The organism is Stappia sp. TSB10GB4 (genome assembly GCF_900185745.1).
In the GTDB taxonomy this organism is placed as follows: domain Bacteria; phylum Pseudomonadota; class Alphaproteobacteria; order Rhizobiales; family Stappiaceae; genus Stappia.
Genome location: NZ_FYAV01000071.1, coordinates 1 through 25,912, shown reverse-complemented (window position 1 = coordinate 25,912; position 25,912 = coordinate 1). Strand labels below are relative to the sequence as shown.

Genomic DNA, 25,912 nt, shown 5'->3' with positions numbered 1-25,912 from the left:
TCAGTCCCCTCTGTCTGGTTCTTGCAATCCGGTCAGGCGCTTTGCTTCTTGCCGGATGCTTTGAGCGCATCCTCGGCTATTTTCCTGACCCTTTCCAGTTGGATCTTGCCGAGCGCATTGCGCGGCAATTCCTGCGCGAAAACGACGGATTTCGGGTGCTTGTAGCGCGCCAGACGCCCGTCGAAGCCTGCCAGCACCGCCTCCGCGGTGAGCTCTTCGTCCGGCTCGGCGACCACCACGGCGACCGGGCTTTCGCCCCAGCGCGGATCGGCGACACCGACCACGGCGGCTTCCTTCAGACCCTCGATCTCACTGAGCACCCGTTCCAGTTCGGCCGGGTAGATGTTCTCGCCGCCGGAGATGATGACGTTCTTCAGCCGGTCCTTGAACCAGAAGACGCCCGCCTCGTCGCAAAGGGCAAGGTCGCCGGTGCGGAACCAGCCACCCCGGAACGTGTCGGCGGTCGCCGCTGCGTTGTTCCAGTAGCCTTGCGTGATGTTGCCGCCCTTCAGCTCGATCTCGCCGATCTCGCCGGGACCGGCATTGCGCTCGCCGAGGCGGATGCGGGCCCTGGTGTGCAGGCCGGGGCGGCCGATGGCGCCGAATTCGGCCGCCGGATCGCCACGCCGCTGGTAGATCGCCACCGGCCCGGTCTCGGTTGCGCCATAGACCTGCAACACCGGCACGCCGCGCTCGACGAAGGCGCGCATCAGGGCGTGCGGCACGTCGGAGGAACCGGTCGCCACCAGCCGCAGCGAGGACAGGTCCGCAGTCTCCCAGCCGGGATGGGCGATCAGCGCGGCCAGCATCGCCGGCACCAGGACGGTGAGGTCGGGACGCTGGTCGCGGATCGCGGCGAGCGTCGCGCCGGGGTGGAAGCGGTCGTGCAGGATCACCGTCGCACCGGCATAGAGGGCCGGCGTCGTCTGGATGTTGAGCCCGCCGACATGGAACATCGGCAGCACCGTCAGCACCGTGTCGGTGGCGGCGATCTCCTGCATGTGCAGGGCATTCAGCGCATTGGCCTCGACGGCGGCTTGGGTCAGCACCGCGCCCTTTGGCCGACCGGTCGTGCCGGAGGTGTAGACGATGAGAAGGGGATCCTGCGCGCTGCCGTCGCCCTCGCCATGGGCGAGCGGCGCGACCTCCGCCGTCAGGCGGGCGAGCCCGCCCGTGGCCGGGTCGGCGAGGAGTGCCTCGGGAAGCGGGGCGATGGTAGCCATCGCGGCAAGGGTTGCGGCGAAATCCGGCTGGTGCACCAAGAGCCTGGCGCCGCTGTCGGCCACCGCATGGGCGAGTTCCGGCGGAGCCAGGCGCCAGTTCAGCGGCACGACGATGGCGCCGAGCCGGGCGGCGGCGAAGGTCAGCAGAAGCTGGTCCGGCGAATTGGTGCCGAGATAGGCGATCCGCTCGCCGCGCGTGATGCCGTGGCGGACGGCCAGCGCGCCGGCCAGCCGGCCGATGCGGGCGGCGAGTGCGGCGTAGTCGATCCGCTCGTCGCCGAAGACCAGCGCCGTCTTGTCCGGGGTGAAGCGCGCATGCGCCTCGATCCAGTGGTCGATCGACGTCACTCGTCGGTTTCTCCCGGCAGGTAGAGGCTTTCGCGGCCGATCCGGTCGAGGCAGATCTCGGCGGTCCAGGGCAGCATCAGGGCGCCGCAGCGGCTGTCGCGATACAGCCGCTCCAGCGGCAGTTCCTTCAGCATCGACTGGCCGCCGCAGGTGCGGATGGCGAGCTGGCAGATCTCGTTGGCGTTCTCCATCACCGTGTAATGGGCGGCCCAGGCGCGCAGCATCTGCTCGCGCGAGGGATCGGGGCCGGCCTCGGTGATCGCCTGGAACCACAGCGCCTTGGTCTGCTCCAGCATCAGGTGCATCTGGGCGACGCCCATCTGCTTGGTCGGGAACATGCGCCGCTTGACCGGCGGCAGGCCGGGCCACTCGCCGCGCAGGTATTTCACAGTGAAGTCGAAGGCCGCCTGGGCGATGCCCATATAGGTCGGCGACAGGGTCATGAACATGTGCGGCCAGCGGCTGGCGGCCTGGTAGTAGACGCCGCGCGGCATCAAGGCCTCGTCCTCGGAGACGAAGACGTCCTTGAACAGCAGGGTGCGCGAGACGGTGCCGCGCATGCCGAGCGGGTCCCAGGGGCCGACCACCTCGACGCCCTCGGCGGTTGCCGGAACGGCGATATACATCGTGTCGCGGCGCGAGGGCCGCTCGCCCTCCTTCATCTCGCCGCAGAGGATACCGTAATAGTCGGCATGGCCGGACAGGGAGGCGAAGATCTTCTTGCCGTTGATGATCCAGCCGCCGTCGACCTTGCGGGCGGAGGTGGAAAAGGGCACGGCGCCGGCCGCGGCCGCGCCGCCTTCCGAGAAGGGCTGCGAGTAGATAGCCCCGCCTTCCAGGATGCGCCTATAGTGGACGGCACGGCGCTGGCGATGCAATTCGCGCTCGCCGGCCTCGATTTCCAGGTCGTCGGTCAGCGCGCCGGTCCACAGGCAGGAGCAGACATGCATGTTCCAGGTCAGCGCCGTCGCGCCGCAATAGCGGCCGATCTCGGCCGCCGTCATCATATAGGCGCGGAACGGCGCGCCGTGGCCGCCGTCCTCCTTCGGCACGCAGATGCCGAGCAGGCCGGCCTCGTGCATGTCGCGGTAGTTCTGCGTCGGGAACACCGCGTCGCGGTCGACGGCTTCTGCACGCGGGGCGAAGCGGGACTTGGCCACCCGGCGGGCAAGGGCGGTCAGCTCCTCCTCCTGCTCGGTCAGGCGGAAGGCCTTGGGATCGAAGATCGGCTTGTCCATGTCGAGCGTCTCGAGATCGGCGACGGTCATCGGCCTGTTCCCTCTTGCGGCGTCGTTGCGCCGGTGGTCGTTTTCAGGAAATCGCGCAGCGCCGCCTCGAAGGCCTGCGGGCATTCCAGCGGCGCCAGATGACCGGTGCCGGGCAGCTCCATGTAGCGGGCATCGCGCAGCTTCTCGCCCATCCGCCGCATGGTCGGGGCGGGCGCGTTGCGGTCGACCTCGCCGGCGACGAGCAGCACGGGCACGGCGATGTCGGCCAGCGTGGCGCGCGCATCGAAGGTGGCAAGGCAGCGGATCGCCTCGCGATAGGTCGCCTCGGGCACCCGGCTCATGGCGTTGGTCGCGGCGGGCACGGCAGCGGGGTCGGCGGCCGGGCCGACGAGGTCCGGCACGAATTCGCGGGCAAGCTCGGGGATCGTGCGGCCGGCATCGAGCGGGGCCAGCCGCTCGGCGACGAAGCGCTTCTGGAACTCGCCGTCGCGGCTGCCGAAGGCGGCGGTGGTGGCGGACAGAACCAGGGTGCGCACGCGGCTCGGATGGCGGGCGACGAAGTCCTGCGCCAGCATGCCGCCGATGGAATGGCCGAGCAGGTCGACCTGGTCGAGTCCCAGCCGGTCGAGAAAGGCGAGCAGGGCCTCAGACAGGGCCGGGAAGGTCATCGGCGACAAGAGCGCAGTGCCGCCGTAGCCGGGCAGGTTCCAGCCGATGGCGTCGTGATCGCGGCCAAGCCCCTCGATCTGCGGCGCGAACATCTCCGCGCCCGCGCCGATGCCATGCAGCAGCACGACGGCGCGCTCGCCCCCGGTCCTGCGGATGTGGTCGGGGCGGCTCATCGCAGCGCCTCAATCAACTCGCCGTCCACCACCACCGGGTTGCCGTCGAGGGCGATGGTGCAGCCGCGCACCGGGATGTCGAAATGGCCCTTGGTGAAGCGGCCGGCGAACTCGTTGGCGCCTGTCGAGAACAGGAAATTGCCCGAATAGGCGCGCACTTCCGTGCCGTTGGTCTCGCGCTGGTCGTACATGGCCAGCGCCTCGTAGCGGGCGCCGGCATTCATGCCGAAGCCGACATGGGCGACCGCATAGGCCTCGCGCTCGCCCCAGGCGGCAAGATAGCGGCGGGTCAGCTCGGCATCGGTGCCCTCGCCCTCGATCTGGGTCACATAATCGTCGACGATGGTGAGGCGGACGGGGCGCTCGAGATAGCGCTTGAAGGTCAGGTTGATGTCGCCGGCATCCAGCACCAAGGTGCCGTTGACGCTGTGGGCGGCGGGGAAGCTGACGACGAGGCCGGCGGGCCAGTGGGCGACGGAGCCCGGCCGGTCGCACCAGCCCCAGACGCCGACGGTCGAGGCGCCGGTCATGGCGACCTTGAGATCGGTGCCGGCGGCCGACGTGACGGTCATCTCGCGCGCCGCGCGGATGCGGGCGACCGCCTCGCGCACCCGGTCCTTGTCGCGCGGCTGCGGCAGCAGGCGCTCCAGCGCGTCCGGATGTTCGTTTGAAATCATCAACATACGGGCGCCGCCAGCAATGACGCGCGGCAGTTCGGGCGCATGCAGCAGGCCCTCGACCGTCAGGTCGACGACGAGGCCGCTGGCGGCAAGGGCGGCAATCGCCGCGTCCTGTCCGGTGAGCGCTGCGGAGGCGCCGGTCGAGCGCACCGGCACCGGCGCAGCCTGCGGCGGCGTCGGCACGACCACATGGAAGGGGCGGGCGCCGAGGCGCTGCAAGGCGAGTTCCGCGATGTGGACATTGAGGGCGCGCGATTGGGTTTCGGAGAGGATCGCGACACTCTCCCCCGGCGCCACCTTGCACAAGGAGAAGACGGCCGCGAAGGCGTCGATCCACTTTCCCTCGATCCTGTCGGCGAGCATCAGATCCTCCTCCCGATCCGTCCTGCCAATCGCTGTGCGCTGGTCGGGCCCGGCACGGCCCGACCCGTGCCAATCGGCGCTTTGTTGCGCCGACGGGGCATTTTCCGCAGCAAGCGAAAAGAACTTGGAGGAGCCTAGCAATTTCATTATTGTATGAAAAGGAATAATTTTGAGCATGAAGTTGTTGCCGGCCGGCAACGGCAGCCCGAAGCCCCGACGGCGCGAGGACAGGCCATGATCAGCGACCACCGCAGCTTCCGCAGCGCCCTCGGGCGGTTCGTCACCGGCGTCACCATCGTCACCACGCTGGACGAAGCCGGCCGGCCGGTCGGGCTGACGGCGAATTCCTTCAACTCGGTCTCGCTCGATCCGCCGATGGTGCTGTGGAGCCTGGCGCGAAAATCCCAGAATCTCGCCGTTTTCCAGCGGTCCCGGCACTATGCGGTGAACATTCTCGCCGCCGATCAGCGGGCGCTGTCCGAGCGGTTCGCGCGGCCGGTGGAGGACCGTTTCGCCGGGGTTTCGTGGCGGCCGGGGGCCTGCGGCGTGCCGGTGCTGGCGGGGGTAACCGCGGTGTTCGAGTGCCGCAACGAGACCCGGGTGGAGGGCGGCGACCACCTGGTTTTCCTCGGCCAGGTCGAGGCCTTCGACCATGCTGACCGCGCGCCGCTGATCTATCATTCCGGACGCTACGCGACCGCGAGCTATGCCGATCCCTCGGCTGTCCTGCCCGAATGAGAGGCGTGCAATGACCGACATCGCGGCAGACGGCCCGTCCGGGCGCTTCGTCGACGGCTATCTGCTCTACCTGCTGGCACGGGCGTCGAGCGTCGCCAGCGCCGAATTCCATGAGGAAGTGCGGGCGCGCGGCGTGCCGGTCGTGGTGTGGCGCATCCTCGCCTCGCTGAAGGGGGCGGACGAGGGGCTGACCGTCGGCGATCTGGCGAAAAGCTGCCTCGCCAAGCAGCCGGCGATCTCCAAGACCGTCGACAAGCTGGTCGGCAAGGGGCTGGTCGACCGCCACGAGGACGCCGAGGACCGGCGCCGGGTGCGGGTGCGGCTGACGCCGGCGGGCGAGGCGCATGTCGACGAGCTTATCCTCGCCGCAAGGGCGCATCAGGCGCGGCTGGTCGAGGCGATCGGAAAGGGGGAAATCGAGACGCTGCGCCGCGCCCTGCTGCGGCTGATCGAGCGGGCGGGAGCGGGTGCTCCGCCCATCGACGCCGATGCGACCCCGGATGAATAGCTATTTAATTTCAGTGTGTTACAAATATTGAGAAAAATTGAGACGGATTTTGCAAAATTCCGTCTCGAAATCCCGAAAAGTTGCGCTGTTGCATCCAAACGCCGCAACGGGTTCAATCGGCCCGCACGCCCCGCCGGGGTCTGCCGCAGGCGGGTCAGCATGTATCTCGACGTCCAGCACCAGCGTACCTTCTACGACCTGCCGCTCGGGCGGATGATGCGGGTGCTGGTCGGCGCGCGGATCCGCGCCCGCTGGCCCGACCTGACAGGGCGGGCGCTGCTCGGGGTCGGCTACGCCGCGCCCTACATGCGGCCCTATCTGGAGGAGGCGGAGCGCTGCATCGCCGCGATGCCGGCGGCGCAGGGCGTGGTCGCCTGGCCGCGCGGCGGGCGCAACTCGTCGGTGCTGGTCGACGAGACCGAGCTGCCGTTCCCCGATCACGTCTTCGACAATGCGCTGGTCGTCCACTGCCTCGATCATTGCGGGGATGCGGAAGCGCTCTTGCGCGAGATCTGGCGGGTGCTGGTGCCGGGCGGGCGGATGATCGTCGTCGTCGCCAACCGGCGGGGATTGTGGGCGCGCTCGGAGATATCCCCGTTCGGCTACGGCCGGCCGTTCTCGCGGGGGCAGATCGAGGGGCTGCTGCGCGCCTGCCAGTTCCGCCCGTCGGGAAGCGACGAGGCGCTGTGCCTGCCGCCGACCCGCTCGCGGCTGGTGCTGCGCAGCGCGCCGGCCTGGGACCGGATCGGCCGCCGGCTGTGGCCGGCCTTTGCCGGGCTCTTGGTGATCGAGGCGGAGAAGCAGTTGTTCCGCGGCGCGCCGGCCGGCGGCGAGACGCGGCTGCTGAAGGCGCTGCGCCCGGTCTTCGTACCGGAGGGCGCCGCGCCCGGCATGAATGGGCGCGCCGGCTCCGGGTTCAGCAAGTCCGGCCTGAGGCAGTCCGACTTCAGGAGCGTTTCAGCAGGAACAGCGCCTGTTCGCCGATCAGGTTCCAGACCCACCAGGGCGCGGTGAAGCCGACCGGACGGCCGCGCGCATCCAGCGCCATCGACTTGACGATCCGCGCATCGGCCTCCTGGCACAGGGCGACGAAGTCGCGGATCGTGCAGAAATGGATGTTCGGCGTGTCGTACCAGGAATAGGGCAGGTAGTCGGTGACCGGCATGCGGCCGCCGAGCAGCAATTGCAGCCGGTTGCGCCAGAAGCCGAAATTCGGGAAGGAGACGATGACGTTGGAGCCGATCCGCAGCAGCTCCTCCAGCACCCGGCGCGGCGCGTAGGTCGCCTGCAGGGTCTGGCTGAGGATGACGAAGTCGAAGGCATCGTCCGGATAGTCGGCAAGGTCGCGGTCGGCGTCGCCCTGGACGACGGAGAGGCCGCGCGCGACGCAGGCATTGACGCCGGCCTGCGACAGTTCCAGGCCCCGCCCGTCGACCTGTTTCTCGCGGATCAAAAGGTCGAGCAGCTCGCCCTCGCCGCAGCCGATGTCGAGCACCCGCGAGCCGGGCGCGACGAGATCGGCGACAAGGCGATGGTCGCCGCGCGCGCCGCCGCCCGCCGCCTGCGGCGCGGTGGTCGGAACCGGCGGCGCGTCCACCGCCGCCTCGGGTGTGCTGATGGCCGTCACGCTCATGCGAACCCTCCCGCCGGCGGGGCGATCCCGCGCGCATGCGCCGCGCCGGTCAGGAAGCCGAGCACGGTGCGGAACATTTCCGGCTCGTCGAGCAGGAAGGCGTCATGGCCGCGGTCGCTCTCCACCTCGACGAAGGAGACGTTGGCGGCGGCCGCGTTCAGCGCCTTGACCACCGCCTTGCTCTCGGCCGTGGGAAACAGCCAGTCGGAGGTGAAGGACATGACGCAGAAGCGGGTCGGCGAATGCAGGAAGGCGCGCGGCAGCGAGCCGCCGAAATCCGCCGCCAGGTCGAAATAGTCCATCGCCCGGGTGACATAGAGATAGGAATTGGGGTCGAACCGGTCGACGAAGGTCATGCCCTGGTGGCGCAGGTAGCTCTCGATCTGGAAATCGGCGTCGAAGCCGAAGGTGATCGCCTCGCGGTCCTGCAGGTTGCGGCCGAACTTGCGGTGCAGCGCCGGGTCGGAGAGATAGGTGATGTGGGCGGCCATGCGCGCCACCGCCAGCCCCTTTGACGGGCGCACGCCGCGCTCGAAATAGCGCCCGCCGCACCAGTTGGGATCGGCCATCACCGCCTGGCGGCCGACCTCGTGGAAGGCGATGTTCTGCGAGGAATGGCGGGCGGCGGCGGCGATCGGCACGGCGGAGAACACCCGCTCGGGATAGCTCACCGCCCATTGCAGCACCTGCATGCCGCCCATCGAGCCGCCGACCACGGAAAACAGCGTCTCGATGCCGAGATGGTCGAGCAGCACCGCCTGGGCGCGAACCATGTCGCGGATCGTCACCAGCGGCAGGTCGAGGCCCCAGCGCCGGCCGGTCGCCGGATTTGTCGAGGCCGGCCCGGTGGTGCCGAGGCAGCCGCCGAGCACATTGGCGCAGATGACGAAGAAGCGGTCGGTGTCGACCGGCCTGCCGGGGCCGACGAGCAGCGACCACCAGCCGGGCTTGCCGGTCAGCGGATTGCGCGAGGCGACATATTGGTCGCCGGTCAGCGCGTGGCAGACGAGAATGGCGTTGCTGCGGTCCTCGTTCAGCGTGCCATAGGTCTCGTAGGCGATCTGCCAGGGATCGAGCACGGTGCCGCAATCGAGCTGCAAGGCCCTGTCGCCGCCGAACTTCTCGACGCGGCTCGACGGCGTGTCAGCCTCGCTGGCGGGCGCGGCCCGCAGCTCCGGCGGGCTCTGTTCGGCGGTCGTGTCCTTGCTCATCTGCGCCGGACATCCTCCTGATGGCGTTCCTATAGCGGCGTTCCGTTGGCGGCGTGGCAGCGGCCCGAAACCCTTCGGCGCGCCGGCTGCAACGCGCCCGCAGGCCCGTTCCGGCTCCTTGCCGGTTCCTTGTCGGTTCCTGGCCGGTTCCTGGTCGGGCCCCGTCCTGGCTCCCGTCCTGGCTCCCGGCCTGCGGGACCACGAGACGTAGGAGCACGTCCCGACAAGGTCAATGTTTTCTTTTGCTTTCGCAAGGCGCACTGCCTATGAGTATGCGCTGGCCGGCGCCTGCTCGAAAGCGGGCGCCGGCCGGTGTTCTTGCAAGCGGCCGGCCTGCCCGCCGGCCGAGACAGCCCGCAGTCAGGAATTTCGGCCATGCTGACGACCGCCGATCCCCGTTCCCCGTCCCGTCCCGAGCCGCGTCCCGGCATTCTCGACATCGCCGCCTATGTGCCCGGCCGGACCAAGTCGACGGGGGGCGCCAAGCTCCACAAGCTGTCCTCCAACGAGACGCCGCTGGGCCCGAGCCCGCGCGCCGTGGAGGCCTTCGGCGCCTGCGCCGGCCATCTGGAGCTCTATCCGGACGGCGGCTCGACGGGCCTGCGCGAGGCGATCGCCGACGTCTACGGCCTCAACCCGGAGCGGATGATCTGCGGCAACGGCTCGGACGAGATCCTGGAGCTGGTGGCGCGCGCCTATATCGGCCCGGGCGACGAGGGGCTCTACAGCGAATACGGTTTCCTGGTCTACAAGATCGCCGTGCTGGCGGCCGGCGGCACGCCGGTGGTGGCGCCGGAGCGGGACCTGACGACGGATGTGGATGCGCTGCTGGCGCGGGTGACGCCGCGCACCAAGGTTGTGTTCCTCGCCAATCCGAACAATCCGACCGGCACCTACCTGCCCTTCGACGAGATCCGCCGCCTGCATGCCGGCCTGCCGCCGCATGTGCTGCTGGTGCTGGACGCGGCCTATGCGGAGTACGTCCGGCGCAACGACTACGAGGCCGGCGTCGAACTGGCGGCGACGGCGGAGAACGTGCTGATGACCCGCACCTTCTCCAAGATCTATGGCCTTGCGGCGCTGCGCATCGGCTGGGGCTATGGCCCGGCGCATGTGATCGACGCGCTGAACCGGGTGCGCGGGCCGTTCAACGTCTCCGCCGCGGCACAGGCCGCCGGCATCGCCGCGGTGCGCGACCGCGCCTTCCTGGAAACCGCCGTCGCCCATAACGACACCTGGCTCGCCTGGGTGAGCCGGGAAGTGGCGGCGCTGGGCCTTGCGGTCACGCCGAGCGTCGGCAATTTCGTGCTGATCCATTTCCCCGAGGAGCCCGGCCGCACGGCGGCGGAGGCCGATGCCTATCTGAGCGCGCGTGGATGCGTGCTGCGGGCCGTCGGCGCCTATGGGCTGCCGAATGCGCTGCGCATGTCGATCGGCAGCGAGGAGGCCAACCGCGAGGTCGTCTCGGTGCTGAAGGAGTTCCTCGCCGGGCGCTGAGGCGTCCCGGCGATGGCCGCCGCGCCCGGCGCCGGCGGCCGCAAGTGTCAGGCCTTTTCATGTCAGATCCGAAATTCCGCCGCCTTGCCCTGATCGGCATCGGCCTCATCGGCTCTTCGATCGCGCATGCGGCGCGGCGCGAGGGGCTGGCCGGAGAGATCGCCATTTCCACCCGCTCGGAGCAGACGCTGCGCCGGGCCGAGGAACTGGGGCTCGGCGACAGCTATCATCTCGATGCCGCCGAGGCGGTGAGCGGCGCCGATCTCGTCATCCTCTGCGTGCCGGTGGGCGCTAGCGAGGCGGTGGCGAAGTGGATCGCCCCGGCGCTGGCACCCGGCGCCATCGTCACCGATGTCGGCTCGACCAAGGCCTCGGTGGTGCGGCAGATGGCGCCGCATCTGCCGGACGGGGTGCATTTCATCCCCGGCCATCCGATCGCCGGCACCGAACATTCGGGCCCGGATGCGGGGTTCGCCGAGCTGTTCCGCAACCGCTGGTGCATCCTGACGCCGGTGCCGGGCACCGACCCTGCGGCGCTGGAGCGGCTTTCCGCCTTCTGGCGGGCCTGCGGCTCGATGGTCGACACGATGGATGCCGAGCATCACGACCTGGTGCTGGCCATCGTCTCGCATGTGCCGCATATCATCGCCTACAACATCGTCGGCACCGCCGACGACCTGGAGACGGTGACCAAGTCGGAAGTGATCAAGTATTCCGCCTCGGGCTTCCGCGACTTCACGCGGCTTGCCGCCTCCGATCCGACCATGTGGCGCGACGTCTGCCTGCACAACAAGGACGCGATCCTGGAAATGCTGTCGCGCTTTTCCGAGGACCTGTCGGCCTTGCAGCGGGCGGTGCGCTGGGGCGACGGCGAGGCGCTATTCGAGCTGTTCACCCGCACCCGCGGCATCCGCCGCTCGATCGTCGAGGCGGGCCAGGAGACCGACGCGCCGAATTTCGGCCGCGACGCCAAGCGGTAAGCGGATTTTCGGCGGATCGGTCGGGGCGGGATCGCTCGCGGCCCGGATCGGGGCCCGGATCAGTCGCGCCCCGGATCAGTCTCTCATGGGGTGGACCTCGTCGCGGCCCGGGCAGGTGGCGAGCGCCTGGCGCGCCGTGCGGCCGTCGCCGAGCGGCGCATCGGGCCAGATCTCGGCCAGCGGCACCAGCACGAAGGCGCGCTCGCCCATGCGCGGATGCGGGATGGTCAGGCCGTCTTCCTCGATCCGCGTGTTGCCATAGATCAGCACGTCGATATCGATGACGCGCGGGCCCCAGCGGACATCGCGGACGCGGCCGAGGCCGCGCTCGATCTCCAGGCAGCGGTCGAGCAGGGCGCGCGGCGACAGCCGGGTCTCGATCACCACGCAGGCGTTGCGATAGTCGTCCTGCGGCACCGGCCCCCAGGGCGGGGTGCGGTAGTCGGAGGAGCGGGCGACGACGACGATGCCGGGCGTTGCGGCCAGCGCGGCGAGCGCCGCCTCCAGATGGCCGAGCGTGTCGCCGATGTTCGATCCGAGGCCGAGCGCGGCGCGCACCAGATCCTCGTGTTGGGCTGCGCTCATCCGGCGTGCTCGCTCATGGTGGCATGGGCGATGCGGGCGGCATCGACATGCGGCTGGACATTGTGGACGCGGACCATCGCCGCGCCCTTGAGGAAGGCGATGGTGTGCAGGGCGAGGGAGCCGTAGAGCCGGTCCTCGGTGTCGACATCGAGCACGGCGCCGATCAGCCGCTTGCGCGAGGCGCCGACCAGCAGCGGCAACCCGTGGCGGGCGAAATGCTCCAGCCGGTTGATCGTCTTGTAGCTCTGGTCCGGCGTCTTGCCGAAGCCGATGCCAGGGTCGAGCATCTGCCGCTCCGGCGGAATGCCGGCGCGGGCGGCGATCTCCATCGAGCGCTCGAAGGAGCGGTCGATATCGGCGATGATGTCGAGGCCGGGATCGGTGGTCTCGCGGTTGTGCATCATGATCACGGCGGCGCCGGTCTCGGCGATGGTGGCGGCCATCGCCGGATCCTTCTGCAGGCCCCAGATGTCGTTGACGATGACCGCGCCGAGGGCGCAGGCCTTCGCGGCGACGTCGGCCTTGTAGGTGTCGATGGAGACGGGCGCGCCGAGGGCGATGATCGCCGCCAGCACCGGGGCGAGGCGGCGCCATTCCTCCTCGGCCGGCACCGGCAGGGCGTTCGGCCGGGTGCTCTCGGCGCCGACATCGATGACGTCGACGCCATGCGCGATCATCCGCCGGGCGCTGGCGAGCGCATCGTCGCGGGCAAGGAAGCGGCCGCCGTCGGAGAAGGAGTCCGGCGTGATGTTGAGGATGCCCATCACCCGCGGCCGGTCGAACGGCAGCACGCCGCGGCTATGGCGCAGGAGGCGCGGCGCCCGTGCCTGCGGGGCCGGCGAAGGGGACCCGTGCTCCCGGTGAGATGATGTCATGCGCGATGCCCCGGCTTGTGCGATGCCCCGGTCTGGCGCGGACCCGCTGCGGCGCGAGGTCCCGGCCCGGCACTACGGCCGGGGCGTTTCGCTCGCGGGTTTGCGACGTTCGCCCCGCCGCGTCAAGGCCCAATCGCATGACGCGGCATGCCGCAGCGTCAGGCCTTGCCCGGCGCCGCGTCGCGGCGGGCGTTGATCCGGCCGAGCAGCAGATAGGAGGCGACCGCGACGAACAGCATGGCCGGCGGCACCAGGGTGATGCCGAGCAGCGGATTGCCGAGCGCGGCGATCACCAGGCTGCCGAGGAGACCGGCGCCGAATTGCAGGAAGCCCATCAGCGCCGAGGCGGCGCCGGCCATGCGCGGGAAGCCCTGCAGCGCCGCGCTGGTGGTGGAGGGAAGCGACAGGGCGAGGGAGAAGGCGAAGGCCCCGACCGGCAGCATCACCCCAAGAAAGGTCGGCGGCAGCAGCAGCAGCGAGGCGAGCAGCGCCGTGGCGGCGGCGACCATGCCGGTCATGCCGAAGGGCAGCAGCCGCGCCGCGTCGACCCGGCGCATGGCGATGCCGGCGACGATGGTGCCGGAGATGAACGAGCCGGATTGCACCATCATGCCGAAGCCGAACTGGCTGGGCGTCAGGCCGACATGGTCGATCATCACGAAGGGCAGCACCGAGGCGAGGGTGTAGATGGTGCCGATGCCGAAGCCGACCAGCAGGCTGGGCTGCATGTAGCGCGGGTCGCTCAGCAGCGTCCAGTAATTGCGCAGCAGCACCCGCGGCCGCAGGTTGGCGCGGTCGATATAGGGATTGGTCTCGCGCAGGCAGGCGAGCACCGCAAGGCCGAGGACAAGGCCGTAGATCAGCATCGCCCAGAAGATCTCGCGCCAGCCGAACAGTTCCAGCGTGACGCCGCCGATGGTCGGCGCCAGCGCCGGGCCGACCGCCAGCATCATGGCGATGGTGTTCATGATCCGGGCCGAGGTCTGGCCGGTGAACTGGTCGCGGACGATGGCGCGGGCGACGGCGACGCCGACCGAGGCGCCGACGCCCTGCAGGGTGCGGGCGACGATCATCCATTCGATGGTGGGGGCGAAGGTCGCAAGCACCGTCGAGGCGAGATAGAGCGCTAGGAAGACGATTGTGACCGGCCGGCGGCCGAAGGCGTCCGACAGCGGGCCGCAGACGAGCTGGGTCAGCGCGAAACCGGCGAAATAGGCGGTCAGCGTCAGCTTGACCGCGGCCTGCGTGGTGCCGAAGGCCTCGGCCAGCACCGGCATTGCCGGGGTGTAGAGGGCCATGGTGATCGGCCCGATGGCGACCAGCGCGGCGCCGAGCAGCGAGGTGTGCATCTCGCTCATGATCGGGCCGCCGTCCGGCGGGGCCGGCCGCCCGGTCTGCGCGCGCGGGGCGCCGGGGGCAAGGGCGGGGTCGAGCGGGGGAAGGCTGTCGATCGCCTGGGAAACGGTGGCGGGGGCGGTGCTGCTCATGCGCGGTCCGGTTGGCCTGTCTTCTGGTCGGGCGTCTGGTGGGATGTCTGGTCGGTGGAGGTATGAAGATTGGCGTGCATGCGCTCCAGCAGGGCATAGATCGCGTCCATCTCCGGCCGGCTCATGCCGGCAAGGGCGGCGCGGCGGATGGCAAGGCCCTCGGCATGAATGCGGCCCAGCACCGGCTCGGCCGCCGCCGTCAGGGCGACGAGCTTGGCCCGCCGGTCGGACGGGTCGGGCCGGCGGGCAATGAGGCCGGCGGCCTCCAGCCGGTCGAGGAAGCCGCACATGGTCATCGGCTCGACACCGAAGCGCTCGGCAAGGGCGCCTTGGCGCTGGTCGGGATAATGCTCGACAAAGGCAAGGGTGCGCGCCTCGCCGACGGTCAGCCCGGTGTCGGCCTCAGCCAGCGCCTTCTCGAAGCGGCGGCGCAGCAGCCGGGCGATGTCGCCGACGAGAAACCCGAGGGGCCGGGTCGGGAGATCGGGTTCCATAAGCTTTCCAGATAATATGTCTGCCTTATCAAATGCGCCCACCTTGCGCGCCTGTCAAGCCGGCGCCGCGTAATGCTGCGTTGCAAGAATCCGGCTCTGACTGTATAGAGGGCGCGAAAATCCGCGGGTCCCGGTGGGCCCGCGTTGTCATTTCCGGAGCAGCCAGAACATGGACTTGCGCAATATCGCCATCATCGCGCACGTCGATCATGGCAAGACCACCCTGATCGACGTGCTGCTGAAGCAGTCGGGCGCCTTCCGCGACAACCAGCGCACGGAAGAGCGGATGATGGATTCCAACGACCTGGAGCGGGAGCGGGGCATCACCATTCTCGCCAAGGTCACCTCGCTGACCCATGGCGACACGCGCATCAACATCGTCGATACGCCCGGCCACGCCGATTTCGGCGGCGAGGTCGAGCGCATCCTGCACATGGTCGACGGCGTGGTGCTCCTGGTCGACGCGGCCGAGGGGCCGATGCCGCAGACCAAGTTCGTGCTCGGCAAGGCCTTGAAGCTCGGCCTTCGCCCGATCGTCGCGATCAACAAGATCGACAAGCCGGACCAGCGCGCCGAGGAAGTGCTCGACGAGGTGTTCGACCTGTTCGCCGCGCTCGACGCCAACGAGGAGCAGCTCGACTTCCCGGTGCTCTACGGCTCGGCCAAGCAGGGCTGGATGGCGAGCGATCCGGAGGGTCCGAAGGACTCCATGGACCCGCTGTTCGATCTGGTGCGCGCCCATGTCAAGCCGCCGAAGGCGGAGCCGGGCGCCTTCCGCATGCTGGCGACGACGGTGCAGGCCAACCCGTTCCTCGGCCGCATCCTGACCGGGCGCATCGTCTCGGGCGAGGCGGTGCCGAACATGGCGGTCAAGGCGCTGTCGCGCGACGGCAAGCTGGTCGAGACCGGCCGCATCTCCAAGGTGCTGGCCTTCCGCGGGCTGGAGCGTCAGCCGATCGACAAGGGCGAGGCGGGCGACATCGTCTCGATCGCCGGCCTCAGCGAGGCGACCGTTTCCGACACGATCTGCGCGCCCGAGTTCAGCGAGCCGCTGCCGGCCCAGCCGATCGATCCGCCGACCCTGTCGATGACCTTCCGGGTCAATGACGGGCCGCTGGCCGGCACCGAGGGCGACAAGGTGCAGTCGCGCGTCATCCGCAAGCGGCTGATGGACGAGGCCGAGGGCAATGTCGCGCTGAAGATCGAGGACAGCACCGAGGCCGACGCCTTCATCGTCGCCGGCCGCGGCGAGCTGCAGCTCGCGATCCTGATCGAGAACATGCGCCGCGAGGGCTTCGAACTGTGCGTCGGCCGTCCGCGCGTGGTGTTCCGCACCGGCGAGAACGGCGAGCGGCTGGAGCCGATCGAGGAAGTGATCATCGACGTCGACGAGGAGCATTCCGGCGTCGTCGTGCAGAAGCTGTCGGAGCGCAAGGCCGACCTCCTGGAAATGCGCCCGTCGGGCGCCGGCCGCACCCGGCTGGTGTTCCACGCGCCGACGCGCGGCCTGATCGGCTACCAGTCGGAGCTCTTGTCCGACACGCGCGGCACGGCGATCTTCAACCGCCTGTTCCACGACTACGCGCCGTACAAGGGCGAGATCGCCGGCCGTCACACCGGCGTGCTGATCTCCAACGGTGACGGCGAGGCGGTGGCCTATGCGCTGTTCAACCTGGAAGAGCGCGGACCGATGCTGATCGATCCGGGCGTCAAGGTCTATCGCGGCATGCTGATCGGCGAACACACGCGCGGCAACGACCTGGAAGTCAACGTGCTGAAGGGCAAGCAGCTCACCAACGTGCGCGCGTCCGGCAAGGACGAGGCAGTGCGGCTGACGACGCCGATCCGTCTGTCGCTGGAGGCGGCGCTGTCCTACATCAACGACGACGAGCTGGTCGAGGTGACGCCGAAGACCATCCGCCTGCGCAAGGCGCTGCTCGACCCGCATGACCGCAAGCGGGCGGAGCGGGCGGCGACCAAGCAGAGCGCCTGAGGCGCAGCAAGGTCAGTCGATGTCTTTTGAACGGGCGGGGGCAACCCCGCCCGTTTTCGTTTCAGGCCCGCTTTCGTTTCCGGAGTGATCAGTGTGGCCGATCGGCGACCCGCGACAGCAGCGCAAGGCCGGCGGCGAAGAACAGCAGGATCACCGCCATGCCGGCCGCCTGGCTGGCGGTGGCGGCGGTGACGAGCCCGACGAGGAGCGGGGCGAGGAAGCTCGTCACCTTGCCCGACAGGGCGAAGAGGCCGAAATAGCGGGTCATTGCGCCGGGCGGCGAGACATGCACCAGGAGCGTGCGCGAGGCGGCCTGCAGGGGACCGGCGGCGGCGCCGAGGAGGCCGCCGAGCACCAGGAAGATCTGTTCCGGCAGGCTGGAGAAGAGGCCCGCGCCCGGCTGCGCGGGAGCTGTCTCGATGACGAAGAACACCGTGTCGCGGTCGACCGAGACGAGGCCGAGGCCGCACAGGATCAACACGAGAAGGGCGCCGGAGATCACCCGCTTCGGCCCGAGCCGGTCGTCGAGCCGGCCGCCGATCACCGCGCCGAACGTGCCGGTGATGGTCAGCAGGATGCCGAAGGTGCCGATCTCGATGGAGGACCAGCCGAGCACGCCGGCGGCATAGATGCCGCCGAAGGCGAAGAGCGCGACCAGCCCGTCCTTGTAGACCATGTTGGCGGCGAGGAAGAGCACCATGCGGCGGTCGGCGCGGGCCTCGCGCAAGGTGGCGGCGAGGTCGCCGAGGCCCTGGCGCACGGCGGCGCCCAGCGTCACCGGCCGGCGCGGCACGTCCGGCACCAGGAGGAACAGCGGCAGCACGAAGACGACATACCAGATCGCCGAGAACGGACCGGAGGCGCGGTCGCCGGCGCGCGTCGCCGGATCGAGCCCGAAGATCGGCTCCAGCCCCAGCATCGTCAGCCCGGTCTGCGGGCTGGCTGCCATCAGGCCGAGGGCGATGACCAGCGAGACGAGGCCGCCGGCATAGCCGAGCGCCCAGCCGTTGCCCGACAGCCGGCCGAGCCGGGCGCGGGGCACGAGGTCCGGCATCATGGCGTTGTTGAAGACGGTGGCGAATTCGACGCCGAGCGTCGCGACGGCAAAGCCGACAAGCGCGATGGCGATGGCCCATGGCTCGCCCGGCACGGCGAACCACAGGGCGGCGGAGCCGACGAGCAGCGGCACCGAGAAGCCGGCGATCCACGGTTTGCGGGCGCCGGTGCGGTCGGCGATGGCGCCGAGGACCGGCGCGAGCAGGGCGATGGAAAGGCCGGCGGCGGCGGTGGCATAGCCCCACAGCGCCTGGCCTTGCGCCGGCGTTGCCGCCAGCGCGGAGGCGAAATAGGGCGCGAAGACGAAGGTGGTGACCAGCGTGAAGAAGGGCTGGGCCGCCCAGTCGAAGAACAGCCAACTGACCACCGCGCCCCGGCGCGGCGGCAGCAGGTCCCCTTCGCCGGAGTGCGCGACATGCGCCTCCCCGGCGAGGTCGGCGGCGGCAGGCGATGCGCTCATCCGGCAAGCTCGGCGAGCAGGCCGGCGGCGACCGAGAATTTCGACACCGACAGGTCGCCCTCGATGATCTCGCCGGCGGCCCGGGCGGTGCGCGCCACCCGCGCCTCGTTGGCGGCAAGCCAGGCGTCGAAGCCGCCGGCGGCCAGCGCCTCGGCGGTGACGTCGCGATGGGCGCCGGCCAGCGTCGCCCGCGCCCGGTCGAGCGCCAGCCCGTCATAATAGTCGGAGATCTTCAAGGCGCGCGCCTTGGCCTCCATCGCGCCGAGGCGGAAATGGCCGGCGACGCGGAAGAACACCTCGGCGACGTCGGTCAACTCGCGCCCGGTCTGCTCGGCGATCAGCACGATGTCGGGCAGGGCCGCCTCGACCGGCAGGCGGGCGATGCGGGCGGCCAGCGGATCGGGGACGCCGGCATCGACGAGACGCCGGGTCTCAGCCTCGATCTCGGCCCGCAGCGCCGGCTGCACCAGCCCGGCCAGCGTCGGGGCGAGGGCGGCGATGCCGGCGCCAAAGCGCGAGACGACGGATTCAAGGCCGCCGGCGAAGGAGACGTTGCGCAAGAACCACACCGACTGCTCCAGCACCAGATCCTGCACCGCGCGGTAGAGGCCGAGCTGGATCTGGCCGTCGATGTGGGTGTCGAGCGCGTCGATCTCGCCGTTGAGGATCGTCAGGCCATAGGCGTCGCGCACGGCGGCGAAGGCCTGGGCGATCTGCGCCGGCTCGGCGCCGGTCTGGTCGGCGATGCGGGTGAGGAAGGTCGGGCCGCCGCGATTGATCATCGAGTTGGCGAGCATGGTTGAGATGATCTCGCGCCGCAGCCGGTGGCCCTCGATCTCCGCCGCATAGGCCTCCTGCATTTCCGGCGGGAAGTAGCGGAACAGCTCGCGCGCCAGATAGCTGTCGTCCGGCACCGAACTGTCGAGCAGCCGGTCGAACAGGGTGATCTTGGCATAGGCGAGCAGCACGCCGATCTCGGCGCGGGTGAGGCCGGTCTCGGAGGCGGCGAGTTCGTCGAGCGCCGCTTCGTCGGGCAGTTGCTCGACCGCGCGGTCGAGCAGGCCGGCCTGCTCCAACTGGCGCATCATCCGCCGCTGGTAGCCGAAGTCCTCCATGCCGCGCGCTTCCGTCAGGCTGATCGCCAGCGTCTGCAGGTAGTTGTTGCGCAGCACCAGGTCGGCGACCTCGTCGGTCATCGCCGCCAGCAGCACGTTGCGGTCGGCGACGGTCAGCCGGTTGGCGCGCACGGCGGCGCCGAGCGCGATCTTGATGTTGACCTCCATGTCGGAGGAATTGACGCCGGCGGAGTTGTCGATGGCGTCGGAATTGCTGCGCCCCCCGCGCCGGTTGAAGGCGATGCGGGCAAGCTGGGTCATGCCGAGATTGGCACCCTCGCCGATGACCCTGGCCCCGACCTCGCCGGCGGTGACGCGGATCGCGTCGTTGGCGCGGTCGCCGACATCGGCATCGCTCTCCTCCGCCGCGCGGACATAGGTGCCGATGCCGCCGAACCACAGCAGGTCGACCTGCATCTTCAGGATGGCGTTCATCACCTCCTGCGGCGTCGCCTTGGTCTTGGTGAGGCCGAGCATCTCCTGCGCCCGCGGCGACAGCGGGATCGACTTCGACTGGCGCGAGAAGACGCCGCCGCCCTCCGAGATCAGCGCGGTGTCATAGTCGTTCCACGAGGAGCGGCCGAGGTCGAAGATGCGCTTGCGCTCCTCCCAGCTCGCGGCCGGATCCGGATCGGGATCGAGGAAGATGTCGCGGTGGTCGAAGGCGGCGACCAGGCGGATTTCCCTGGACAGCAGCATGCCGTTGCCGAAGACGTCGCCCGACATGTCGCCGACGCCGGCGACGGTGAAGGGCTCGCGCTGGATGTCGCGGTTCATCTCGCGGAAGTGCCGCTTGACCGCCTCCCAGGCGCCGCGCGCGGTGATCGCCATCTTCTTGTGGTCGTAGCCGGCCGAGCCGCCGGAGGCGAAGGCATCGCCAAGCCAGAAGTTGCGGCTCTCCGAGATGCCGTTGGCGGTGTCGGAGAAGGTCGCGGTGCCCTTGTCGGCGGCGACGACCAGATAGGGGTCGTCCTCGTCGTGGCGCACGACCCGCTCGGGCGGCCAGACCTTGTCGCCGGACAGGTTGTCGGTGACGTCGAGCAGCGAGGAGATGAAGATCTTGTAGGCCTTGGTGCCCTCGGCGAAGACCTCGTCGCGGCTGCCGCCCTCGGGGAGCAGCTTCGGCACGAAGCCGCCCTTGGCGCCGACCGGCACGATCACCGCGTTCTTTACCTGCTGCGCCTTGACGAGGCCGAGCACCTCGGTGCGGAAGTCCTGCGCCCGGTCGGACCAGCGCAGGCCGCCGCGCGCCACCTTGCCGAAGCGCAGGTGCACGCCCTCGACCCGCGGGCTGTAGACGAAGATCTCGCGGAAGGGACGCGGCAGCGGCAGATCCTCGATGCGCTGCGGGTCCAGCTTGAAGGCGAAGGTCGGCTTCGGCTGGCCATGGGCGTCGAGCTGGAAGAAATTGGTGCGCAGCATCGCCGCGATGATGTTGCCGAAGCGGCGCAGGATGCGATCGTCGTCGAGACTGTCGACCTTGTCGAGCGCGTCGGTGATCTCCTGCTCGACCCGGGCCGCGCCGAGGGCGCGGTCGGCGCCGTCGAGGCCGGGATCGAAGCGCAGGTGGAACAGCTCGACCAGCCGGGCGGCGACGTCGCTGTAGCGGTTCAGCGTCCGCCACATGTAGTCCTCGGAGAAGCGGATGCCGGCCTGGCGCAGGTAGCGCGACAGGGCGCGCAGCATGGCGATGTCGCGCCAGGCAAGGCCGGCATTGAGGACAAGGGCGTTGTAGCCGTCGGATTCCGCCTGGCCGCGCCAGATCGCCAAGAAGATCGCCTCGAGCCGGCCGCGCAGGTCGTCGGTGAGGTCGATGTCGCCGCCGCCCGCCGGCTCCAGCGTCAGTTCGTGCAGATAGGCGAGCGGCCGGTCGGACGGGGTGATGCGGTAGGTGCGCTCGTTGATCACCTTGAAGCCGATATTCTCCAGGATCGGCACGCGCGCCGACAGCGGGATCGGCCGCAGGTGGTGATAGACCTTGAGCAGGACCCGGTTCGGCGCATCCTCCTGCCGGCGGGAGAAGGCGAGGGCGGTGTCGGAGGCTTCGCCCAGCTTCTCGACGATGCGGATGTCCGCGAGCGCCGTCTCGCCGCCATAGAGCTCGCGGTAGCCGGCCTGGAAGGCGTCGGCATAGCGCGTCGCCTGTTCGAGCGCCTTGTTGCCGCCATAGGCGGCGCGCAGCGCCTCGCGGAAGCCGTCGGCCCAGGTGCGGACGATGCCGGCGACGTCCTGCTCCAGATCCTCCTGGGCGGGGTCGGGCGTCTCGCCCCGGTCGCGGCCGATGATGAAGTGGACGCGGGCGAGCGGGCCTTCCGGATAGGTGACGTACCAGGCCGACAGGCGGCCGTCATAGACCCTGGCGAGATAGGCGCCGATCTTCAGCCGCACCTCGGTGGTGTAGCGGTCGCGCGGCACGTAGCACAGGATCGAGACGAACCGGTCGAAGCGGTCGCGCCGGGCCAGCACGCGGATGCGCGGGCGCTCGTCGAGCTGCAGGATGGCGAGGGCGAAATGATAGAGCAGGTCCGGGTCGATCTGGAACAGCTCGTCGCGCGGATAGCTCTCCAGCACGTTGGTCAGCGCCCGGCCCGAATGGCTGTCCGGATCGTAGCCGGCGCGCGCCAGCACGCTGTCGACCTTGCGCCGCAGGAAGGGAATGCTGCGGGTGGAGAGCGTGTAGGCGGTGGCGGTGAGCAGGCCGACGATGCGCAATTCGCCGGCGAGTTCGCCAGTGTCGTCGAACACCTTGACGCCGACATAGTCCATGTGGACGCGGCGATGCACCCGGCTCTTGACGTTGGCCTTGGAGACGATCAGCGGCTCCGGCTTCATCAGGAATTCGCGGATCTCCGGCGTGATGACGACGAATTCCGAGCCGCGGCGCAGCACCCGCACGTCCGGATCGGCGAGCAGGCCGAGGCCCGAGCCGCGCCGGTGCGACAGCTCGCCCTCGGCGACGCCGCCCTCGAAATAATATTCGCGCATGCCGAGCAGGGTGAAGTTGTCGGCGGCGAGCCATTCCAGGAACTGGATCGCCTCGGCGAGCTCGTCGACCGGCACCGGCGGCGGGGCGTTCTTGTAGGTGGCGATGGCGGCGGCGAGGCGCTCGCGCATCGGCACCCAGTCGGTGACGGCGGCGCGCACATCCTTCATCACTTGGTCGAGCCGTTCGGCGAGCTGCTCGCGCTCGATGCTGGCGTCGATCCGCCCGACATGGATGTGGATGACGCTCTCGCGGCGGCTGCCCTCGGCCTTCGCCTTCGCGGTGCCGTGGAAGGCGAGGAGCCGGCCGTCGGCGTCGCGCTCGACCGTCAGGATCGGATGCAGCACCAGGCGGGCCTCGAAGCCGCTCGCCTGCAGCTCGCCCATCACCGAATCGACGAGGAACGGCATGTTGTCGTTGAAGATCTCGACGACGGTGACCTCGTCGAACCGGCTGTCCTCGCCGGTCGGCGCGGGATTGTAGATGTGGACGCGGTGGGAGCCGAGCGGGTGGGTCGCCATCTCGGTCCAGGCGGTGCGGGCGATGGCCATCAGGTCGCCGGCCGGATAGCTGATGAGATCTTCCGCCGCGCCGCGCGCGAACAGGTCGCGCGCAAACCCTCCCACATCGGGTTCGAGCGCGCCCGCCACCGTGTCGATCAGTCGGGCTTTTTCTTGCTCACGTGCTTCGGGCATTGGTCCCCCACCATCCGGGTCATGTCTGAACGGGTGTCATCCCATCGCGCCCGGTTCTGTCGTTGCCACCGTGCCTGGCCGGTGCGGAGTGCATCCCGCGGTCGCCGCCGGTAGCACGGCATGCTAGAGCGAGTAGGGGCGCGAGGGAATCCTTTCCCGAACCGGATTCACCGCTATCGGTCAAAGGTGTCCGAATTCGGAAGGGCTTACCGATATCGTGGCAGATGTAAGGGAGGAGCATGACATGGACGCAACGGACCGGCCGATCGCGCTGGCGATCGCGGACGAGGGCGAGCTCAGCGAGGCGACGCGCGCCTATTTCGACAAGTGCCGGGAGAAGCTCGGCATGGTGCCGAACGTGCTTGCCGCCTATGCGTTCAACGAGGCGAAGCTCTCCGCCTTCACCCAGATGTACAACGACCTGATGCTGGCCGACAGCGGCCTCAGCAAGCTGGAGCGCGAGATGATCGCCGTCGCGGTGTCGGCGGTGAACCGCTGCTTCTACTGCCTGACCGCGCATGGCGCCGCGGTGCGGCAGCTCTCGGGCGACCCGGAACTCGGTGAGCTGATGGTGATGAACTACCGCCTCGCCGAGCTGTCGCCGCGCCACCGGGCGATGCTCGATTTCGCGGTGAAGCTGACCGAGCGGCCGGCGGAAATGCAGGAGGGCGACCGGCAGGCCCTGCGCGATGCCGGCTTTTCCGACCGGGAGATCTGGGACATTTCGGCGGTGGCGGCTTTCTTCAACATGTCGAACCGGGTGGCGGCGGCGACCGACATGCGCCCCAATCCCGAGTATCACGCGATGGCGCGCCAGCCGGCGACCGCCTGAGACCGCGATCCGTCGCACCGCCTCGACCGGCGCACATGACAGGGGCCGCGCCCTGGTGTAGAACGCAAGCCGATGCCCGCGACCGGAGCCCCTTCGGCCGCCGGCAGAGCGTTGGCTGTCCGGAACGCTGTCGTTCCGGAGGAGCCCCTTTCACGGAGACGAACCATGGTCGCGAAAGTGTTCATCGACGGCGAAGCCGGCACGACGGGTCTGCAGATCCGCGAGCGCCTGGCCCGTCGCCGCGACCTCGAACTCCTGTCCATCGCGCCGGAGCGGCGCAAGGATCTCGGCGCGCGCGCCGAGCTGCTCAACGCCTGCGACGTGACGATCCTGTGCCTGCCGGACGATGCGGCGCGCGAGAGTGTCGCCCTGATCGAGAACGACACCACGCGGGTGATCGATGCCTCGACGGCGCACCGGATCACCGAGGGCTGGGACTACGGCTTCGCCGAGATGACCGCCGGGCAGGGCGCGGCGATCGCCGCCTCGAAGCGCGTCGCCAATCCGGGCTGCTACCCGCAAGGGGTGATTGCCTGCCTGCGGCCGCTGATCGATGCCGGGCTGCTGCCGGCCGACCATCCGGTGACGGTCAACGCCATATCCGGCTATTCCGGCGGCGGGCGGCAGATGATCGAGGCCTATGAGGCGGAAGGTGCGACCAAGCCGGCCTTCCTGCCCTACGCGCTGACGCTCAACCACAAGCACCTGCCGGAGATGACGCGCTTTGCCGGCCTTGCCGCAACGCCGATCTTCGTGCCGGCGGTCGGCAATTTCGCGCAAGGCATGGTGACGGCGGTGCCGCTGCGGCTCGAAGGCCTTGCCACGGCGCCGACGGGGGCCGAGATCCACGCCGCGCTGGAGGCGCATTACGGCGCGCTGCAAGGCTCCTTCGTCGCTGTCGCGCCGCTCAGCGGCTCCGACAAGGCGCCGGACCTCGATCCGGAAATCTTCAACGGCACCAACCGGATGCGCCTGCATGTCTTTGCCAATGACGCAAGGGCGCAGGTGGTGCTGATGGCCGTCTACGACAATCTCGGCAAGGGCGCCTCGGGGGCGGCCGTGCAGAACCTCAACCTGATGCTCGGTGTCGACGCCGCCACCAGCCTCGCCGCCTGATCGCGTCCGTTTTCGCAGGAGAAACGCCCATGGAGAAATTCACCACGCTGACCGGGGTCGCCGCGCCGCTGCCGATCATCAACATCGACACGGACATGATCATCCCGAAGCAGTTCCTCAAGACGATCAAGCGCACCGGCCTCGGCACCGCGCTGTTCCACGAGATGCGGACGCTGGACGACGGCGCCGAGAACCCGGAGTTCGTGCTGAACCAGCCGGCCTATCGCAAGGCGCAGATCCTGGTCGCCGGCGACAATTTCGGCTGCGGCTCGAGCCGCGAGCACGCGCCCTGGGCGCTGCTCGATTTCGGCATCCGCTGCGTGATCTCGACGAGCTTCGCCGACATTTTCTACAATAACTGCTTCAAGAACGGCATCCTGCCGATCGTCGTCAGCCCGGAAGACCTTGAGAAGCTGATGGACGACGCCAAGCGCGGCGCCAACGCGACGCTGACGGTCGACCTGGAAGCCCAGGAGATCCGCGGTCCGGACGGCGGCTCGATCGGCTTCGACATCGACCCGTTCCGCAAGCACTGCCTGCTCAACGGTCTCGACGACATCGGCCTGACCATGGAGAAGGCCCCGTCGATCGGCGCCTTCGAGAGCAAGGTCGACGGCGAGCGCCCCTGGATCTGAGGGCGGAGCGTTTTTCGTTGCCAAGGGCCGGCGCTTGCGCCGGCCTTTTTGTTTTGGGGTGCGCCGGCCCTTGCGCCGGCCTTTTTGGTTGTGAAGAGCTGGCGTGATCGTCGGCTCTTTTTGTTTTTGGGGGGTGCATTGGGGGAGCGCTGTCGAGAGGCCCTCGGCTCGCCGGTCCCGTTGGGGTGGACGGCCCCCATCCGGCGCCGTTTTGCGCCAAGATGATGGTCCCAACACATCGAAGGAGCCGCCCAATGAACGAGATTACGCGCATCGGCATGGACACGTCCAAGCATCTCTTCCAACTCCACGGGGTTGATGCCGCCGGAGAGAC

General features: G+C 69.3%; 21 protein-coding genes. 9 read left to right on the top strand and 12 right to left on the bottom strand.

From position 1 onward, the window contains the following. Positions 1–32: 32 nt before the first annotated feature. From TSB10GB4_RS20580 to TSB10GB4_RS20565, 4 genes are read right to left on the bottom strand one after another with little or no spacing between them, the layout of a single operon-like run. On the bottom strand, positions 33–1,571 hold the full coding sequence (locus tag TSB10GB4_RS20580) for a class I adenylate-forming enzyme family protein (protein ID WP_244570987.1): 1,539 nt from the start codon (positions 1,569–1,571) through the stop codon (positions 33–35). Further along, a complete protein-coding gene (locus TSB10GB4_RS20575) occupies positions 1,568–2,839 on the bottom strand; it encodes an acyl-CoA dehydrogenase family protein (RefSeq protein ID WP_186397261.1) in 1,272 nt (423 codons plus the stop codon). The genes TSB10GB4_RS20580 and TSB10GB4_RS20575 overlap by 4 nt, the downstream gene beginning before the upstream one ends. Continuing rightward, positions 2,836–3,642 (bottom strand): alpha/beta fold hydrolase, encoded by an 807-nt coding sequence (locus TSB10GB4_RS20570; RefSeq protein ID WP_186397260.1) that lies wholly within the window; start codon positions 3,640–3,642, stop codon positions 2,836–2,838. The genes TSB10GB4_RS20575 and TSB10GB4_RS20570 overlap by 4 nt, the downstream gene beginning before the upstream one ends. Continuing rightward, on the bottom strand, positions 3,639–4,685 hold the full coding sequence (locus TSB10GB4_RS20565; protein ID WP_186397259.1) for a peptidase M29: 1,047 nt from the start codon (positions 4,683–4,685) through the stop codon (positions 3,639–3,641). Before TSB10GB4_RS20565 ends, TSB10GB4_RS20570 begins: the two co-directional genes overlap by 4 nt. Positions 4,686–4,919: 234 nt before the next feature. Here TSB10GB4_RS20565 and TSB10GB4_RS20560 point away from each other — a divergent pair, with 234 nt between their 5' ends. The 3 genes from TSB10GB4_RS20560 (at position 4,920) to TSB10GB4_RS20550 (ending at position 6,945) form a co-directional block, all read left to right on the top strand. Then, the gene (locus tag TSB10GB4_RS20560; RefSeq protein ID WP_186397258.1) at positions 4,920–5,423 is read left to right on the top strand and encodes a flavin reductase family protein; all 504 of its coding nucleotides are present in this window, start codon (positions 4,920–4,922) and stop codon (positions 5,421–5,423) included. Positions 5,424–5,433: 10 nt separating this feature from the next. Next, on the top strand, positions 5,434–5,931 hold the full coding sequence (locus tag TSB10GB4_RS20555) for a MarR family winged helix-turn-helix transcriptional regulator (protein WP_186397257.1): 498 nt from the start codon (positions 5,434–5,436) through the stop codon (positions 5,929–5,931). A 159-nt stretch (positions 5,932–6,090) separates the two neighbouring features. Further along, positions 6,091–6,945 carry a methyltransferase domain-containing protein gene (locus TSB10GB4_RS20550; RefSeq protein WP_186397256.1) on the top strand — a complete coding sequence of 285 codons (855 nt, stop codon included), beginning with the start codon at positions 6,091–6,093 and terminating at the stop codon, positions 6,943–6,945. On the opposite strand, the gene metW is transcribed toward TSB10GB4_RS20550, so the two are convergent. Both metW and TSB10GB4_RS20540 read right to left on the bottom strand, forming a co-directional pair. Beyond that, positions 6,878–7,564, bottom strand: a complete 687-nt coding sequence (gene metW, locus TSB10GB4_RS20545; protein ID WP_186397255.1) for a methionine biosynthesis protein MetW — start codon at positions 7,562–7,564, stop codon at positions 6,878–6,880. The two genes, TSB10GB4_RS20550 and metW, sit on opposite strands and share 68 nt — an antisense overlap. Then, entirely contained in the window at positions 7,561–8,775 is a 1,215-nt protein-coding gene (locus TSB10GB4_RS20540) for a homoserine O-acetyltransferase (protein WP_186397254.1), read from the bottom strand. Before TSB10GB4_RS20540 ends, metW begins: the two co-directional genes overlap by 4 nt. 375 nt (positions 8,776–9,150) lie before the next feature. Between TSB10GB4_RS20540 and hisC the strand changes: the two genes are divergently transcribed. Both hisC and TSB10GB4_RS20530 read left to right on the top strand, forming a co-directional pair. Further along, a complete protein-coding gene (hisC, locus tag TSB10GB4_RS20535; RefSeq protein ID WP_186397253.1) occupies positions 9,151–10,272 on the top strand; it encodes a histidinol-phosphate transaminase in 1,122 nt (373 codons plus the stop codon). Between the two features lie 59 nt (positions 10,273–10,331). After that, entirely contained in the window at positions 10,332–11,252 is a 921-nt protein-coding gene (locus TSB10GB4_RS20530; protein WP_186397252.1) for a prephenate/arogenate dehydrogenase family protein, read from the top strand. 75 nt (positions 11,253–11,327) lie between these two features. On the opposite strand, the gene folK is transcribed toward TSB10GB4_RS20530, so the two are convergent. From folK to TSB10GB4_RS20510, 4 genes are all read right to left on the bottom strand, one after another. Next, positions 11,328–11,837: a 2-amino-4-hydroxy-6-hydroxymethyldihydropteridine diphosphokinase gene (folK, locus tag TSB10GB4_RS20525; RefSeq protein WP_186397251.1), complete on the bottom strand. Its 510-nt coding sequence runs from the start codon at positions 11,835–11,837 to the stop codon at positions 11,328–11,330. Continuing rightward, a complete protein-coding gene (folP, locus tag TSB10GB4_RS20520; protein WP_208984906.1) occupies positions 11,834–12,712 on the bottom strand; it encodes a dihydropteroate synthase in 879 nt (292 codons plus the stop codon). Before folP ends, folK begins: the two co-directional genes overlap by 4 nt. A gap of 158 nt (positions 12,713–12,870) precedes the next feature. Continuing rightward, positions 12,871–14,199, bottom strand: a complete 1,329-nt coding sequence (locus tag TSB10GB4_RS20515; protein WP_208984905.1) for a multidrug effflux MFS transporter — start codon at positions 14,197–14,199, stop codon at positions 12,871–12,873. Further along, a complete protein-coding gene (locus TSB10GB4_RS20510) occupies positions 14,196–14,693 on the bottom strand; it encodes a MarR family winged helix-turn-helix transcriptional regulator (protein ID WP_186397250.1) in 498 nt (165 codons plus the stop codon). The genes TSB10GB4_RS20515 and TSB10GB4_RS20510 overlap by 4 nt, the downstream gene beginning before the upstream one ends. Positions 14,694–14,862: 169 nt before the next feature. On the opposite strand from TSB10GB4_RS20510, the gene typA reads away from it, so the two are divergent. Further along, positions 14,863–16,686 carry a translational GTPase TypA gene (typA, locus tag TSB10GB4_RS20505; RefSeq protein WP_186387602.1) on the top strand — a complete coding sequence of 608 codons (1,824 nt, stop codon included), beginning with the start codon at positions 14,863–14,865 and terminating at the stop codon, positions 16,684–16,686. 88 nt (positions 16,687–16,774) lie between these two features. Here the strand turns inward: typA and TSB10GB4_RS20500 are convergent, their stop codons facing one another. After that, a complete protein-coding gene (locus tag TSB10GB4_RS20500; protein ID WP_186397249.1) occupies positions 16,775–18,202 on the bottom strand; it encodes an MFS transporter in 1,428 nt (475 codons plus the stop codon). Next, entirely contained in the window at positions 18,199–22,995 is a 4,797-nt protein-coding gene (locus TSB10GB4_RS20495; protein ID WP_186397248.1) for an NAD-glutamate dehydrogenase, read from the bottom strand. Before TSB10GB4_RS20495 ends, TSB10GB4_RS20500 begins: the two co-directional genes overlap by 4 nt. Before the next feature lie 244 nt (positions 22,996–23,239). Between TSB10GB4_RS20495 and TSB10GB4_RS20490 the strand changes: the two genes are divergently transcribed. From TSB10GB4_RS20490 to leuD, 3 genes are all read left to right on the top strand, one after another. Beyond that, positions 23,240–23,827, top strand: a complete 588-nt coding sequence (locus TSB10GB4_RS20490) for a peroxidase-related enzyme (RefSeq protein ID WP_186397247.1) — start codon at positions 23,240–23,242, stop codon at positions 23,825–23,827. A gap of 165 nt (positions 23,828–23,992) precedes the next feature. Then, complete coding sequence (gene argC, locus TSB10GB4_RS20485; protein ID WP_186397246.1) at positions 23,993–24,943, top strand: N-acetyl-gamma-glutamyl-phosphate reductase; 951 nt, start codon at positions 23,993–23,995, stop codon at positions 24,941–24,943. Between the two features lie 29 nt (positions 24,944–24,972). After that, positions 24,973–25,578, top strand: a complete 606-nt coding sequence (leuD, locus tag TSB10GB4_RS20480; protein ID WP_186397245.1) for a 3-isopropylmalate dehydratase small subunit — start codon at positions 24,973–24,975, stop codon at positions 25,576–25,578. Positions 25,579–25,912: the final 334 nt, after the last annotated feature.